This window comes from Kitasatospora sp. NPDC038210 (assembly GCF_055600605.1).
Window position 1 is genome coordinate 65119 of sequence record NZ_JBVJYK010000008.1, and the last position, 15258, is coordinate 80376.

Sequence of the window (15258 nt, forward strand, 5' to 3'; positions counted from 1 at the left end):
CCGGGCTTCGGGAGCCGCACCGGCGGGAGCCTGCGGTCGCCGTGTCTGCGGCGCTCGCGCGGTGCGCTTTCACCGGCCGGTGCCGCGAACCGCGGCCGACCGGGTTTCCCCTCGCATCAGAGCCGCTTCCTTCACCTTCGAGCGCCTGAGTACCACGGCACACCCGCAGTTCGGCCGGAGCGGACCGGCCGCTGCCCGGGTGGGCCGCACCCCGTCATCTCCCCAAGCCCCCGCGCGTGAACCCTCCTCCGGCGGCGGCCGCCCCCGGCGTACGGGCGCGGCGGCGTGCCCGCCGGAGCACGCGCGGGCCCTTCATGACTAGGAGTCAGGACAGATGGAGCGTCCCTTCCCGACCGTCGCCGTCGTCGGCCTCGGCACGATGGGTGCCGGCGTCGCGGTGGCCGTCGCCAAGAGCGGCCGCCGGGTGATCGGCATCGAGGCCACCGAGGACTCCGCCGCCCGGGCACTGGCCCGGATCGAGGAGGCGACCGCGCACGCGGTCGACCGGGAGCGGCTCACCGCCGAGGAGCGCAGCGGGCTGCTGGCCCGGATCTCCGTCGGGCACGAGCTGGCGGCCGCCGCCGGCGCGGACCTGGTGATCGAGGAGGTCCCCGAGCAGCTGGAGCTGAAGCGGGAGGTCTTCGCCGAGCTGGACCGGATCTGCCCGGAGACCACCGTGCTGGCCACCGGCACCACCGCGCTCTCGGTGACCCGGATCGCCGCCGCGACCGCCCGTCCGGAGCGGGTGCTGGGCCTGCACTTCTTCAACCCGGTGCACACCATGAAGCTGGTCGAGGTGGTCCGCACCGTGCTGACCTCCCCGCAGACCGCGGAGGACGCCGCCGCCTTCGCCCGCGACCTCGGCAAGGAGCCGGTGGCAGCCGGCGACCGCGCCGGGTTCGTGGTGAACGGCCTGCTGTTCGCGTACCTGAACCAGGCCGCCGCGATGTACGAGTCCAAGTACGCCTCGCGGGAGGACATCGACGCCGCGATGCGGCTCGGCTGCGGCCTGCCGATGGGCCCGCTGGCGCTGCTCGACCTGATCGGCGTCGACACCGCGCGCACCGTCCTGGAGGCGATGTACGAGCAGTCGCGGGACCGCCTGCACGCCCCCGCCCCGATCCTCGGCCAGCTGGTCTCGGCCGGGCTGCTGGGCCGCAAGTCCGGTCGCGGCTTCTACACCTACGAGGCGCCGGGCTCGTCCAGGGCCGTGGACGCGGCGACCGGTCCGGCCGTGCCGAAGGTGCCGGGCCGCGAGGTCCGCGCCGTCGGCGTCTGCGGCTCGGGCACCATGGCGACCGGCATCGCCGAGGTGTTCGCCAAGGCCGGGCACCCGGTGCTGCTGGCCGCCCGCAGCCAGGAGAAGGCCGACCGCGCGAAGGCGCAGCTGGCCCGGTCCCTGGAGCGCTCGGTCGCCAAGGGCCGGATGTCCGCCGAGCAGCGGGACGCCGCGCTGGCGCTGGTCACCCCGGTCGGCCAGTACGCCGAGCTGGCCGACGTCGACCTCGTTGTCGAGGCGGTGGCCGAGGACCTGGGGATCAAGCGCGAGCTGTTCGCCACCCTGGACAAGATCGTCAAGCCGGGCGCGGTGCTCGCCACCACCACCTCCTCGCTGCCGGTGATCAGCTGCGCGACCGCCACCTCGCGGCCGCAGGACGTGATCGGCATGCACTTCTTCAACCCGGCCCCGGCCATGAAGCTGGTCGAGGTGGTCTCCACCGTGCTGACCGCGCCGGACGTCACCGCGACCGTGCTGGAGCTGACCGCCAAGGTCCGCAAGCACCCGGTGGAGTGCGGCGACCGGGCCGGCTTCATCGTCAACGCGCTGCTCTTCCCCTACCTGAACGACGCGGTGCGGATGCTGCAGGAGCACTACGCCACGGTGGACGACATCGACACCGCGATGAAGCTCGGCTGCGGCTACCCGATGGGCCCGTTCGAGCTGCTGGACGTGGTCGGCCTGGACGTCTCGCTGACCATCGAGCAGGTGCTGCACCAGGAGTTCCGCGAGCCCGGCCTGGCCGCCGCGCCGCTGCTGGAGCACCTGGTCGCGGCGGGCTGCCTGGGCCGCAAGACCGGCCGCGGCTTCCGCGACCACGCGCGCCGGTGACCACGCCGCAGCCCGGGGGCGGCGGCCCGTACCAGGCCGGACCGCCCTCCGGGACCCCTCCGTACGGCGGCGCGGCCCACGGCAACGGCGCGCCGCCGCGCGGGGCCGCGCCCGCCGCGCGCCCCGGCTGGAGCCCCGGGGCGGTGTCCTCGCGCTGGCCCCGGCCGGCCGTGAGCGCCCCGGTCGCACCGGTGCGCCGGGGAAGGCCCGCAGCCGCACCCCCGGGGCCGTGTAGCGTTCCGGACATGGATCGGGTTCAGTCAGCCTCCCCGCAGCGCCCCGCCGGTTCGCACGGCACCGAGCGGACCGCCCCCTCGACCGGGGGCACCGGGCCGGAGGGCGGGCCCGGCAGCCGCCGGGCGGCGGCGCAGCGACAGCAGATGCGCCAGGACCTGGCCACGGCCGCGATGGAGCTGTTCGCCTCGCAGGGCTACGAGGAGACCACGGTCGACCAGATCGCGGCCGCCGCCGGCGTGGCCCGGCGCACCTTCTTCCGGTACTTCCGGTCGAAGGAGGAAGCGATCTTCCCGGACCACGACGACACCCTCGTCCGGGTGGCCGACCTGCTGGCCAGCGCCGAGCCGGAGGAGCACCCGCTGGACGTGGTCTGCCGCGGCATCAAGGAGGTGCTGCGGATGTACGCCTCCACCCCGGGGGTGTCGGTCGCGCGGTACCAGCTGATCCGCCAGGTCCCGGCGCTGCGCGAGCGGGAGATCGCCGTGGTGGCGCGCTACGAGCGGCTGTTCACCCGGTACCTGCTGGGCCGGTTCGACACCGGCGAGTCCATCCCGTCCGGCTGGCAGCGCGGCGGCGAGGACGACTCGATGCTGGCCGAGGTGTCGGCGGCGGCGGTCGTCGCGGCGCACAACCACGTGCTGCGGCGCTGGCTGCGGGCCGGCGGGCGGGGGGACGTGGAGGCACAGCTGGACCACTCCTTCGAGGTGATCCGGCGGACCTTCTGGGCCGCCAGCGCCCCGGGTGCCAGACGTCGGGGATCCGTGGTGGCACCCGGTGCCAGTGGGGCCCCCGGTGACACCGTGGCCGAGAGCGCACTGAGTGCCAGTCCCGGAGGTGAGGTGCTCATCACAGTCGCCCGGACGGACGCCCCGCTGGACGTCGTGGTGGACAGCATCCGGGCCGCACTGAGCGGCGCCCGGGAGTCATAGGCCCAGCATTTACGCAGGTCAGAGCGATATCAAAGGCCCGCGCCGATTCGTCGGCGCGGGCCTTTCGGCTGTCCGCGCAACGCGCGTCACGCGCCGTTTCCGCCCTTTTCGGCCGGTCGGAATTCCTGACACCCGGTGTCTTTACGAGTGGCACAGGGTGCCACTACCTTGTTACTCACCAGTCGCGGCGCCGCGGCTCCCCACCTCGGCGCGCCGTCGTCCGGTGTTCCCACACCCCGGGAGCAGTGCCAGCACGGCCCGGTCCACGCCGGGCGCCCAGCCTGACCCGACCACCACCCATCTCAGCGAAGCCGGTGTCCGCTCCCGGCTCCCCCAGACGCCCTGTGACCCTCACACAGGTACGCCTTCGGAGGCAGCCATGCAGGAAATCCTCGACGCGATCCTCAGCACCGACAGCACGTCGGCGGACTTCGCGGCGATCAAGCTCCCCGAGTCCTACCGGGCGGTCACGCTCCACAAGGACGAGGAGCAGATGTTCGCGGGCCTCGACAGCCGCGACAAGGACCCCCGCAAGTCCCTTCACCTCGACGAGGTCGCGCTGCCCGAACTGGGCCCCGGCGAGGCCCTGGTGGCCGTCATGGCCAGCTCGGTGAACTACAACACCGTGTGGAGCTCGATCTTCGAGCCGGTCTCCACCTTCGGCTTCCTGGAGCGCTACGGCCGGCTGTCGCCGCTCACCAAGCGCCACGACCTGCCGTACCACGTCCTCGGTTCCGACCTCGCGGGCGTCGTGCTGCGCACCGGTGCCGGCGTCAACTCCTGGAAGCCGGGCGACGAGGTCGTCGCGCACTGCCTCTCGGTCGAGCTGGAGTCCCCGGACGGCCACAACGACACGATGATGGACCCGGAGCAGCGCATCTGGGGTTTCGAGACCAACTTCGGCGGCCTGGCCCAGATCGCCCTGGTGAAGACCAACCAGCTGCTGCCCAAGCCGAAGCACCTCACCTGGGAGGAGGCCGCCTCCCCCGGCCTGGTCAACTCCACCGCGTACCGCCAGCTGGTCTCGCGCAACGGCGCCGGCATGAAGCAGGGCGACAACGTGCTTATCTGGGGCGCCAGCGGCGGCCTCGGCTCGTACGCCACCCAGTACGCGCTGGCCGGCGGCGCCACCCCGATCTGCGTGGTCTCCAGCGACGCCAAGGCCGAGATCTGCCGCGCCATGGGCGCCGAGGCGATCATCGACCGCTCCGCCGAGGGCTACCGGTTCTGGAAGGACGAGAACAACCAGGACCCGCGCGAGTGGAAGCGCCTGGGCTCCAAGATCCGCGAGTTCACCGGCGGCGAGGACGTGGACATCGTCTTCGAGCACCCGGGCCGCGAGACCTTCGGCGCCTCGGTGTACGTCACCCGCAAGGGCGGCACCATCGTCACCTGCGCCTCCACCTCGGGCTACATGCACCAGTACGACAACCGCTACCTGTGGATGTCGCTCAAGCGCATCGTCGGCTCGCACTTCGCGAACTACCGCGAGGCCTTCGAGGCCAACCGCCTGGTCGCCAAGGGCAAGATCCACCCCACCCTGTCCAAGGTCTACTCCCTGGAGGAGACCGGCCAGGCCGCCCTCGACGTGCACCACAACAAGCACCAGGGCAAGGTCGGCGTCCTCTGCCTGGCCCCCGAGGAGGGCCTCGGCGTGCGCGACCAGGAGTTCCGCGCCACGCACGTCGACGCCATCAACCGCTTCCGAAACGTGTGAGACGGACCCGATGACCGAGCCCCAGAAGCGCGACCGGCCCTGGCTGATGCGCACCTACGCCGGCCACTCCACCGCGAGCGACTCCAACGCGCTCTACCGGCGGAACCTGGCGAAGGGCCAGACCGGCCTGTCCGTCGCCTTCGACCTGCCGACCCAGACCGGCTACGACTCCGACCACATCCTCGCCCGCGGCGAGGTGGGCCGGGTCGGCGTCCCGGTCGGGCACGTCGGCGACATGCGCACCCTGTTCGACGGCATCCCGCTCGAACAGACCAACACCTCCATGACGATCAACGCCACCGCGATGTGGCTGCTGGCGCTCTACCAGGTGGTCGCCGAGGAGCAGGGCGCCGACATCGCCAAGCTCACCGGCACCACCCAGAACGACATCGTCAAGGAGTACCTGTCGCGCGGGACGCACGTCTTCCCGCCCGGCCCGTCGGTGCGGCTGATCACCGACATGATCGCCTACACGGTCGGCAACATCCCCAAGTGGAACCCGATCAACATCTGCAGCTACCACCTGCAGGAGGCCGGGGCCACGCCCGTCCAGGAGATCGCGTACGCGATGTGCACCGCCATCTCGGTGCTCGACGCCGTCCGCGACTCCGGCCAGGTGCCCGCCGAGCGGATGGGCGACGTGGTCGCCCGGATCTCCTTCTTCGTGAACGCCGGCGTGCGCTTCGTCGAGGAGATGTGCAAGATGCGCGCCTTCGCCCAGCTCTGGGAGAAGGTCACCCTGGAGCGCTACGGCGTGACGGACCCCAAGCAGCGCCGCTTCCGCTACGGCGTCCAGGTCAACTCCCTCGGCCTGACCGAGGCCCAGCCGGAGAACAACGTCCAGCGGATCGTCCTGGAGATGCTGGCCGTCACCCTCTCCAAGGACGCCCGCGCCCGGGCCGTCCAGCTGCCCGCCTGGAACGAGGCGCTCGGCCTGCCCCGCCCGTGGGACCAGCAGTGGTCGCTGCGGATCCAGCAGGTGCTGGCGTACGAGTCGGACCTGCTGGAGTACGGCGACATCTTCAACGGCTCCGAGGTGATCGAGACCAAGACCGCCGCGCTGCTGGCCGGCGCGGAGGCGGAGATCGCCAAGGTGCTGGAGATGGGCGGGGTGATCCCGGCCGTCGAGTCCGGCTACCTGAAGTCCAACCTGGTCGCCTCGCACGCGGCCCGCCGGGCCCGGATCGAGTCCGGCGAGGACAAGATCGTCGGGGTCAACTGCTTCGACACCACCGAGCCGAGCCCGCTCACCGCCGACCTCGACACCGCGATCATGGTGGTCGACCCGGCCTCCGAGCGGTCCGTGCTCGCCGCCCTGGAGGCCTGGCGGGGACAGCGCGACGAGGCCGCCGCCCGGGCGGCGCTGGCCGAGCTCAAGGCCGTCGCCGCCACCGAGGCCAACCTGATGCCGGCCACGCTCGCCTGCGCCCGGGCCGGCGTCACCACCGGCGAGTGGTCCTTCGCCCTGCGCGAGGTCTTCGGCGAGTACCGCGCCCCCACCGGCGTCGGCGGCGCGCCCGTCGCGGTCGCCGCCGAGCCCGGCGGGGAGCTGGAGCAGGTCCGTGCCGCGGTCGCCGCGACCGCCGAGGAGCTGGGCGCCGGCAAGCTGCGCCTGCTGGTCGGCAAGCCCGGACTGGACGGGCACTCCAACGGTGCCGAGCAGATCGCCGTCCGGGCCCGCGACGCGGGGTTCGAGGTGGTCTACCAGGGCATCCGGCTGACGCCGGAGCAGATCGTCTCCGCCGCCGTCGCGGAGGACGTCCACTGCGTGGGTCTGTCGATCCTCTCCGGCGCGCACTGCGAGCTGGTTCCCGACGTCCTGAAGCGCCTGGACCGCGCCGGGGTGCAGGATGTCCCGGTGATCGTGGGTGGCATCATCCCGGCAGCGGACGGCGAGGCCCTCAAGGCCGCCGGCGTCGCCGCCGTGTTCACCCCGAAGGACTTCGGCATCACGACCATCATCGGCCGGATCGTGGACGAGATCCGGCTGGCCAACAAGCTCCAGCCGTGGACGCCCGCACCGACCCCGGCCACGAACTGACCAGCTGACCAGCTGACCACTGGGAAGGAACGAACCACCCTCATGACCAACGTCAACCGCCTGCGCCCGCGCCGCTCCTGCCTCGCCGTACCGGGCAGCAACCCGCGCTTCCTGGAGAAGGCCCAGGGCCTCCCGGCCGACCAGGTCTTCCTCGACCTGGAGGACGCCTGCGCTCCCCTGGTCAAGGAGAGCGCCCGCCACAACATCGTCGACGCGCTGAACAACGGCGACTGGGGCAACAAGACCAAGGTCGTCCGGGTCAACGACTGGACCACCCACTGGACCTACCGCGACGTGATCACCGTGGTCGAGGGCGCCGGCCCCAACCTCGACTGCATCATGCTGCCGAAGGTCCAGGACGCGGAGCAGGTGAGGGCGCTCGACCTGCTGCTCACCCAGATCGAGAAGACCATGGGCTTCGAGGTCGGCAAGATCGGCATCGAGGCGCAGATCGAGAACGCCAAGGGCCTGATCAACGTCGACGCCATCGCCGAGGCCTCGCCCCGGCTGGAGACCATCATCTTCGGCCCCGCCGACTTCATGGCCTCCATCAACATGAAGTCCCTGGTCGTCGGCGAGCAGCCGCCCGGCTACAACGCCGACGCCTACCACTACATCCTGATGCGCATCCTGATGGCCGCCCGCGCCAACGACCTGCAGGCGATCGACGGCCCGTACCTGCAGATCCGCAACCAGGAGGGCTACCGCGAGGTCGCCGGCCGCTCCGCCGCCCTCGGCTTCGACGGCAAGTGGGTGCTCCACCCGGACCAGGTCGCCGCCGCGAACGAGATCTACTCGCCCTCGCAGGAGGACTACGACCACGCCGAGCTGATCCTCGACGCCTACGACTACTGCACCTCCGAGGCGGGCGGCGCCAAGGGCTCCGCGATGCTCGGCGACGAGATGATCGACGAGGCCAGCCGCAAGATGGCCCTGGTCATCGCCGGCAAGGGCCGGGCCGCCGGCATGGAGCGCACCACCAAGTTCGAACTGCCCGACAACGACAAGAAGGCGGAGGCCTGATCCCATGCAGTTCGGACGCACCTACGAGGAGTTCGAGGTCGGCGCGGTCTACAAGCACTGGCCCGGCAAGACGGTCACCGAGTACGACGACCACCTCTTCTGCCTCCTCACCATGAACCACCACCCGCTCCACATGGACACCAACTATGCGGAGAAGACGACGGACTTCGGCAAGAACGTCGTGGTGGGCAACTACATCTACTCGCTGCTGCTCGGCATGTCCGTCCCGGACGTCTCCGGCAAGGCGATCGCCAACCTGGAGATCGAGTCGCTGCGCCACGTCGCACCGACCTTCCACGGCGACACCATCTACGGCGAGACCACCGTGCTCGACAAGTGGCCGTCCAAGTCCAAGGACGACCGCGGCATCGTCTACGTCGAGACCAAGGGGTACAAGCAGGACGGCACGGTCGTCTGCATCTTCCGCCGCAAGGTGATGGTGCCGACCGAGACGTACACCAAGGCGCGCGGCGGCGAGCAGCCCGGCCGCCCCACCCCGCTCTCCTGAACTCCTCCCCCCTCTCCTTCCGAGGAGACCGTGGAGACCCCGGAGGGGCAGGCCGCCGTCATCGGCCGACCCCCACCCGGTAACGGGGGCCCTGCTGCCGCAGCCACGCCGGCAGGGCCCCCGCAATCCCCCCCCCGCCTTCTTCAGACAATTTCGGAGCCGCACGATGGGACGCCTCGCACAGACCGACGGCCTCACCGAGATCCAGCGGGACATCCTCGCCACCGTGCGGGATTTCGTCGACAAGGAGATCATTCCGGTCGCGACCGAGCTGGAGCACAAGGACGAGTACCCGACCGCCATCGTCGAGGGCATGAAGCAGCTCGGCCTCTTCGGGCTCACCATCCCCGAGGAGTACGGCGGCCTCGGCGAGTCGCTGCTCACCTACGCCCTGGTGGTCGAGGAGATCGCCCGCGGCTGGATGTCGGTCTCCGGCATCGTCAACACCCACTTCATCGTGGCGCACATGATCAACGCCCACGGCACCCAGGAGCAGAAGGACTACTTCCTGCCGAAGATGGCCGCCGGCGAAATCCGCGGCGCCTTCTCGATGTCCGAGCCCGGCCTCGGCTCCGACGTTTCGGCCATCTCCACCAAGGGCGTCAAGGACGGCGACTTCTACGTCCTCAACGGCCAGAAGATGTGGCTCACCAACGGCGGCACCTCCACCCTCGTCGCGGTCCTCTGCAAGACCGACGAGGGCGGCAACACGCCGTACAAGAACATGACCACCTTCCTGATCGAGAAGGAGGCGGGTTTCGGCCCGAACCCCAAGGTTCCCGGCCTGACCGTGCCCGGCAAGATCGAGAAGATGGGCTACAAGGGCGTCGACACCACCGAGCTGGTGCTGCAGGACGTCCGGATCCCGGCCGACCGCATCCTCGGCGGCGTCCCGGGGCGCGGCTTCTACCAGATGATGGACGGCGTCGAGGTCGGCCGCGTCAACGTCGCCGCCCGCGGCTGCGGCGTCGCCCGCCGCGCCTTCGAGCTGGGCATCTCCTACGCCCAGCAGCGCTCCACCTTCGGCAAGAAGATCGCCGAGCACCAGGCCATCCAGTTCAAGCTCGCCGAGATGGCCACCAAGGTCGAGGCCGCCCACCAGATGATGGTCATGGCCGCCCGCAAGAAGGACAGCGGCGAGCGCAACGACCTCGAAGCCGGCATGGCCAAGTACCTCGCCTCCGAGTACTGCAAGGAGGTCGTCGAGGACGCCTTCCGCATCCACGGCGGCTACGGCTTCTCCAAGGAGTACGAGATCGAGCGCCTCTACCGCGAGGCCCCGATGTTGCTCATCGGTGAAGGTACTGCGGAGATCCAGAAGATGATCGTCGGACGCCGGCTCCTGGAGGAGTACCGGATCGCCGAGTGATCCCCGGGCCGTCCGGCGACCGACCGCGTCGCCGGGCGGCCCTCTCGAACCGCCGGTCGACGGGCGTGCGGGCCCGTCCCGGCGGAGCGCCGTGCCCCGTCACGGGCCCGGCCTGGTCCGCCAGGGTCCGGCACGGCCCTCCGGAAGCGGCCGTAGGGCGTACAGCTGCGACAACGCGCCCTGCGGCCGCTTCCGCACACCTTCTTCCGGCCGCCGCACCCGTTTCCCCGCCGTGGTTCGATCGGGGCACCCGCTGAGACAAGTCTCACCAGCCGCGTCCGGTCCCTTGGGAACCGGACCGGGGCGAGCTACGGTCGTAGAGGTGGGACGCGCACACGCGCTCCCGCCGGACACATGAACGAGCAGGCGGGTTGCCCACCCACCGTGTGCTCCCGATAGCATCCACCGGGACAGCAAGCCGTCCCTCTATTACCGATTCCGCGGTGGCCCCCGTCCAGCGGCCATGATCCCCCGCGACAAAGGTCTTCGATGCCCATCAGCCCGTCCCCTCACACCTCCGTCCCGGACCGCGATGCCCTCGCAGCCCCGACGTCCGGTCGGCGACCCCGCGTGACCATCGCGCGCGGAGCCACCCCCTGGTTCGTCCCCACCCTCGCCACGGCCGCCGTGACCACCGCCCTCACCCGGCGCAGCGGCAAGTGGGCCCTGGCGGCGGTACCCGCCTGCGCGCTCAGCGCGGGCATGCTGTGGTTCTTCCGCGACCCCGAGCGTGAGGTCGGCACGGGCAGAGTGATCTCCCCCGCCGACGGCGTGGTGCAGAGCATCGACGCCTGGCCGGACGGCCGCACCCGGGTCGCGATCTTCATGAGCCCGCTCAACGTCCACGTCAACCGCGCGCCCCTGCCGGGCACGGTGACGTCGGTCGAGCACGTCGCGGGCGGCTTCGTCCCCGCGTTCAACAAGGACAGCGACCAGAACGAGCGGGTCGTCTGGCACTTCGACACCGAGCTCGGCGACATCGAGATGGTCCAGATCGCGGGGGCCGTGGCCCGCCGCATCGTGCCGTACGTGGCCGCCGGAACCAAGGTCGAGCAGGGCGACCGGATCGGTCTGATCCGGTTCGGGTCCCGGGTCGACACCTACCTGCCGGCCGGCGTCGAGGTCGGCGTCGAGGTCGGCCAGAAGACCACAGCCGGGGTGACGCGCCTTGACCGTGACTGATCCTGAGACAATCGTCGGCCTGGACGACGAGGAGACGTCCCTGCGCCGCCGCCGCTGGGCGCGCGACCGCGAGCTGCGTGCTCCGCGTTCTCCCCAGCACCTGTCCACCGCCGACTTCCTGACCCTGGGGAACGCCGTCTGCGGCTTCCTGGCGATCTACTCGATCACCACCGGGGTCCTCGTCCCGCACATCACCAACCCGGACGCCGCTCCGGACCGGCACAGCGCCGCCACGGCGGTCACGCTGCTGCTGATCGGCTCGATGTGCGACCTCTTCGACGGCCTGGTGGCGCGCAAGCTGCGCTCCTCCGCCCTCGGAGCGGAACTGGACAACCTGGCGGACCTGATCAGCTTCGGCATCGCGCCGGCCTACTTCGTCGCGGTCTGGGGCATGGTCTCCCAGGGCTCCAACAGCAAGCTCTCGGCGCTCATCGCGATCACCGTGCTGCTCGCGGTCGTGCTGCGGCTGGCCCGCTTCTCGGCCGTCAAGATGCGGCCCGGGGTGTTCCAGGGCATGCCCTGCCCGATGGGCGCGATGACGGTCATCGCCATCGTGCTGCTCGACCCGCCGTTCCTGCCCGGTCTGCTCGCCATCTTCGGCGCCGCGTACCTGATGGTCAGCCGGATCGAGTACCCGAAGCCGCAGGGGCTGCTCGCCACCGCCACGCTCTGCTGGATCGTGGTCTCCATCGGCTGCCTGGCCGCCTGGGCCACCGGCCTGCCCGGCGGCGACGCGCTGATGCACGTCGGCGCGTTCGCCCAGATCACGCTCGCCGCGATGGCGCCGCTACTGGTCATCCGCCGCAAGGTGGGGCAGAAGGTCGGCGACGTCCGCGCCCGGCGGGCGGAGTCGCGGCTCGGCTGAGGCCGCTCGACCGTCGCATGCGGAAGGGCCCGGAACCGATCGGTTCCGGGCCCTTCCGCATGCCTTCCGCATGTTCTGCGGTCCGCCGGCTCCGCGTACCCGCGGGGCTGGGCTCCGCGGGATCACGCGCCGCCGGTGTGGACGCTGAAGGCCGAGCGGCGGGCCGCCCGCGCCACGCCCGGGTCCGGGTGCACGCCCGAGACCGCCGTCAGCACCGAGGCCGCCCGCGGGTGCCCGGACTGCCGCGCCCGCGCGAACAGCCGCACCGGGTCCCCCGCCGAGGCGCCCTCGACGTGGCCCACCAGCAGCTCCGTCTCGCCGTGGTCGAGCACTGCGGCCGCCGTGTCCACCCAGAGCCAGGCCGCGTCGTCGGCGCCCAGCACGTCCGCCGGGGAGACCCCCTCGTCCGCGCGCTCCGCCAGCCACAGCAGCGCGTACGGGCGCAGCACCGGCTCGTCCACCGCCGCCCGCACGGCCTGCTCGGCCGGCCCGCCGGCCACCCGCAGCGCCTCGAAGGCCAGCCCGCGCACCAGCGCGTCGTCGCCCTGCGCCGCGTCCAGCAGCTCGGCCACCGCGCGGTCCGCCGGACGGGCCGCGACCCAGGCGCGGTACTCGGCGCGGGCCGGGCCCGGCGAGTAGTCCGCGCAGGCGTTCAGCAGCTCGAAGGCGCTCTGCTCGATGTGCCCGGCCGCCGTCTGCGCGACCGTGCAGATCTCCTCCAGCTTCGCCCGCACCGCCCAGTGGCCGAGCGGCGACAGCTCGGCCGCATCGTTCCTGCGGGTGAGCGCGCCGACGGCCGCCAGGCCGTCCAGCATCCAGTCCAGGACCGCGGCCACGTCCGAGGGCGCGGCCGGGGTGTCGATCTGCGGCTCCCGGCAGGTGCCGCGGACCGCGGACACCGCGGAGGCCGCGTGCGGCACCGGCGACAGGCCGGGACCGCCGGGACCGCCGCCGACCCGGCGCTCGTCCAGGCCGCGCCGCAGCAGCTCCAGCAGCTCGCTCTCGGGCACCGGGCCGTCCACCAGGTGCAGGAAGGACAGCAGCTGCGGAGCCTGGTCCACGGCCTGCCCGGCCAGCACGGCGAACACCCCGCGCAGCGCGGCGGGCGGCACCGGGGCGAGCAGGGTCCAGGCGTCGAACAGTGCCGACCAGCCGCGCACCACGGCCTCGTCGTCGTGCTCCCAGGCGTGCAGGCGCCAGCCGGGGCCGGCTCCCGCGTCCCGGGCCTCCACCAGGCCCACCAGGAGCGCCTGCCCCCAGGCCTTGGCGGCGGCGCCGACCGTCATGGCCAGCGCCCGGCCGGCCGCACGGGCGTCCTCCGGGAGCAGCTCGCCGCGCTTGTCGACCTCCTCCAGCTCCCCGGCCCAGCGGGCGATCCGGACGGCGTCCACCAGCATCCGGCGGGCCAGCGGCGCCAGCTCGGCCGGTGCGGGGAAGCCCTCCGGCACGGGAACCCGGCCCCGACCGGGCGCCGGCGCGGGCCCTCGTCGCCGGGGTACGCCGTTGCGGGGTACACCCGCCCCGCTCGGCCTGCCGCCGGCTGGCCGGTGGGCCGTACCGGGGAGACGGGTCACCGTCGCACCGGTACCGATCGGAGGCGGGAGCGGGGCATCACGGTCGCGCGGGTTCCGAGACGTCACGTCGAGCAGTCTTCCCCTTGTACCGGCCTTCTGTCACATCCGGTTGTCCGTACGACCGGACGACCGGCGGCGGCACCTCCGCAAGATCGGGCAACAGAGGCAAACCGCCTGGCCGGAAACGTGTGGCCTGCTCATGCCAGGTGAGCCGGGGCGGTTGCTGCGGCCGTTCGAACGGTCACGGAGTGTGAGGTCGGGGGTGATCAACAGGGGCCAGGATGTGCCCCCGGCTGCGCGGCGATCGCGGCGATCGACGACGGGGCCCTCGACGCCCGGCGGAGCTGTCCAGCCCGAATCCGGACGGATGGCCGGCGGATCGGGCCGATCTCGGCGCGCGGGAAGTCGACGGGTCCGACTTCCCGCGTCACCCGGCCCGGCGCCGCGCGCCCCGTGCCCGGCGCCCGGCCCGCAGCCCCACGGCTGCCGGCCGCGCGGGCGCCGGCCCCCGGGTCAGAGGAGCGGGGTGAGCCAGCGGCGGAGGAGCTCGGTGTAGTGGTCGGGCGCGCTGTTCCACAGGGCGGCGTGGTCGGCGCCGGGAAAGGCCTGGAGGTTGACCACGTCGGGGCGGGCGGCGGCGAGGCGTTCGGCGCTGCGGAACGGGGAGACCCGGTCGTCCGGGCTGTGCAGGAGCAGCGTCGGGACGCGCAGGTCGGCGCCCTCGGCGATGCGGGAGAAGTCGGCGAGGTCGACCCCGGTGCGGCCCCGCGCGGCGAGGACGCCGAGTTCGGCGGCGGCGCCGCGGAAGCCGAGCCGTTCGGCGTCGCGGCGGGCGGAGCCCGGCAGGTCGAGGACCGGCGAGTCGAGGATCAGGCCGCTGACGGCGTGGGCCCAGGTCGAGCGGGCCGCGGTCTGCAGGACCACCGTGGCGCCGACCGACCAGCCGTAGAGGATCACCCGGCTCGCGCCGTTGTCGAGCGCCAGCCGTACCGCCGCCTCGACGTCCCGCCACTCGGTCTCGCCGAAGTGGCTGTAACCGTCCGGGGAGGCCGGGGCTCCCTCGTCGCCGCGGTAGGTGACGGCGAGGACGGGCAGGCCGAAGCGGTCGAGGACGGGCAGCACCGGGAGGGTCTGCTGGCGGTCGGCCTCCGGGCCGTGGACGAGGATCACCCAGGTGCCGCGCTTGCCGTCGAGGTGCCAGGCGGGGAGCGCGCCGAGTTCCCCGTAGACGGAGGTGTCGGTGTAGGCGAGGCCGAGTGCCCGGGTGGGGTCGCCGAGGTGGACGCGGGGGGTGAAGCGGACCTCGGTGCCGGGGGTGAGCGTGCCCTGGTCGGCGCGGACCAGCCGACGGGTGACGCCCTGCTCGTCGCTGTGCAGGACGTCCTCCACGACGGCGTGGCCGTTGTCGCCCCACTCGACCGCCCAGCGGCCGGGGTGCAGGCTCTCCGGGCTGCGGGTGAAGGTGACCCGCCCGGCGCCGACGCTCCGGACCACGACCGGCCCGGACTCCCGGACGGCGGTGACCGGACGGACCGTCCGCTCGGAAGCCCGACGGCCGATCACCAGGACGACGGCCCCGGTTCCGACGGCGGCGGCCGCCACGACGGCAGCGGTTCCCCAGCGCATATCGTTCCCCGCTCTGTTGGTCTCGGACCGGACGGTGTTCGTGCACCAGTCCACCGGCGCACCGCCCGCGCGGCCAC

Annotated in this window: 11 protein-coding genes; 9 read left to right on the forward strand and 2 right to left on the reverse strand. The window is 72.3% G+C overall.

Annotated elements, in window-relative coordinates:
• The first annotated feature begins 334 nt into the window (after positions 1-334).
• From ACZ7KX_RS18325 to ACZ7KX_RS18365, 9 genes are all read left to right on the forward strand, one after another.
• A complete protein-coding gene (locus ACZ7KX_RS18325) occupies positions 335-2110 on the forward strand; it encodes a 3-hydroxyacyl-CoA dehydrogenase family protein (protein ID WP_470327309.1) in 1776 nt (591 codons plus the stop codon).
• A 245-nt stretch (positions 2111-2355) separates the two neighbouring features.
• Positions 2356-3276, forward strand: a complete 921-nt coding sequence (locus ACZ7KX_RS18330) for a TetR family transcriptional regulator (RefSeq protein ID WP_350525304.1) — start codon at positions 2356-2358, stop codon at positions 3274-3276.
• Between the two features lie 379 nt (positions 3277-3655).
• A complete protein-coding gene (gene ccrA, locus ACZ7KX_RS18335; protein ID WP_350525305.1) occupies positions 3656-4993 on the forward strand; it encodes a crotonyl-CoA carboxylase/reductase in 1338 nt (445 codons plus the stop codon).
• A gap of 10 nt (positions 4994-5003) precedes the next feature.
• Positions 5004-7034 (forward strand): protein meaA, encoded by a 2031-nt coding sequence (locus ACZ7KX_RS18340; protein ID WP_470327310.1) that lies wholly within the window; start codon positions 5004-5006, stop codon positions 7032-7034.
• A 42-nt stretch (positions 7035-7076) separates the two neighbouring features.
• Positions 7077-8057: an HpcH/HpaI aldolase/citrate lyase family protein gene (locus ACZ7KX_RS18345; RefSeq protein ID WP_470327311.1), complete on the forward strand. Its 981-nt coding sequence runs from the start codon at positions 7077-7079 to the stop codon at positions 8055-8057.
• Between the two features lie 4 nt (positions 8058-8061).
• A complete protein-coding gene (locus ACZ7KX_RS18350; RefSeq protein ID WP_350525308.1) occupies positions 8062-8565 on the forward strand; it encodes a MaoC family dehydratase in 504 nt (167 codons plus the stop codon).
• A gap of 166 nt (positions 8566-8731) precedes the next feature.
• A complete protein-coding gene (locus ACZ7KX_RS18355) occupies positions 8732-9934 on the forward strand; it encodes an acyl-CoA dehydrogenase family protein (protein ID WP_470327312.1) in 1203 nt (400 codons plus the stop codon).
• A 489-nt stretch (positions 9935-10423) separates the two neighbouring features.
• Positions 10424-11116 (forward strand): phosphatidylserine decarboxylase, encoded by a 693-nt coding sequence (locus ACZ7KX_RS18360; protein ID WP_350525310.1) that lies wholly within the window; start codon positions 10424-10426, stop codon positions 11114-11116.
• Positions 11103-11981, forward strand: a complete 879-nt coding sequence (locus tag ACZ7KX_RS18365) for a CDP-alcohol phosphatidyltransferase family protein (protein ID WP_030242067.1) — start codon at positions 11103-11105, stop codon at positions 11979-11981. The genes ACZ7KX_RS18360 and ACZ7KX_RS18365 overlap by 14 nt, the downstream gene beginning before the upstream one ends.
• 122 nt (positions 11982-12103) lie before the next feature.
• Here ACZ7KX_RS18365 and ACZ7KX_RS18370 read toward each other — a convergent pair whose 3' ends face one another.
• The gene (locus ACZ7KX_RS18370; protein ID WP_350525311.1) at positions 12104-13429 is read right to left on the reverse strand and encodes a hypothetical protein; all 1326 of its coding nucleotides are present in this window, start codon (positions 13427-13429) and stop codon (positions 12104-12106) included.
• 639 nt (positions 13430-14068) lie between these two features.
• Entirely contained in the window at positions 14069-15181 is a 1113-nt protein-coding gene (locus tag ACZ7KX_RS18375; RefSeq protein ID WP_470327313.1) for an alpha/beta hydrolase family protein, read from the reverse strand.
• Positions 15182-15258 lie beyond the last annotated feature (77 nt).

Bases quoted from the DNA above. Each gene is read 5' to 3' on its own strand.
- ACZ7KX_RS18340 (WP_470327310.1), top strand. From the start codon at position 5,004: ATGACCGAGCCCCAGAAGCGCGACCGGCCCTGGCTGATGCGCACCTAC.
- ACZ7KX_RS18360 (WP_350525310.1), top strand. From the start codon at position 10,424: ATGCCCATCAGCCCGTCCCCTCACACCTCCGTCCCGGACCGCGATGCC.
- ACZ7KX_RS18330 (WP_350525304.1), top strand. From the start codon at position 2,356: ATGGATCGGGTTCAGTCAGCCTCCCCGCAGCGCCCCGCCGGTTCGCAC.
- ACZ7KX_RS18355 (WP_470327312.1), top strand. From the start codon at position 8,732: ATGGGACGCCTCGCACAGACCGACGGCCTCACCGAGATCCAGCGGGAC.
- ACZ7KX_RS18375 (WP_470327313.1), bottom strand. From the start codon at position 15,181: ATGCGCTGGGGAACCGCTGCCGTCGTGGCGGCCGCCGCCGTCGGAACC.
- ACZ7KX_RS18350 (WP_350525308.1), top strand. From the start codon at position 8,062: ATGCAGTTCGGACGCACCTACGAGGAGTTCGAGGTCGGCGCGGTCTAC.
- ACZ7KX_RS18325 (WP_470327309.1), top strand. From the start codon at position 335: ATGGAGCGTCCCTTCCCGACCGTCGCCGTCGTCGGCCTCGGCACGATG.
- ccrA (WP_350525305.1), top strand. From the start codon at position 3,656: ATGCAGGAAATCCTCGACGCGATCCTCAGCACCGACAGCACGTCGGCG.
- ACZ7KX_RS18345 (WP_470327311.1), top strand. From the start codon at position 7,077: ATGACCAACGTCAACCGCCTGCGCCCGCGCCGCTCCTGCCTCGCCGTA.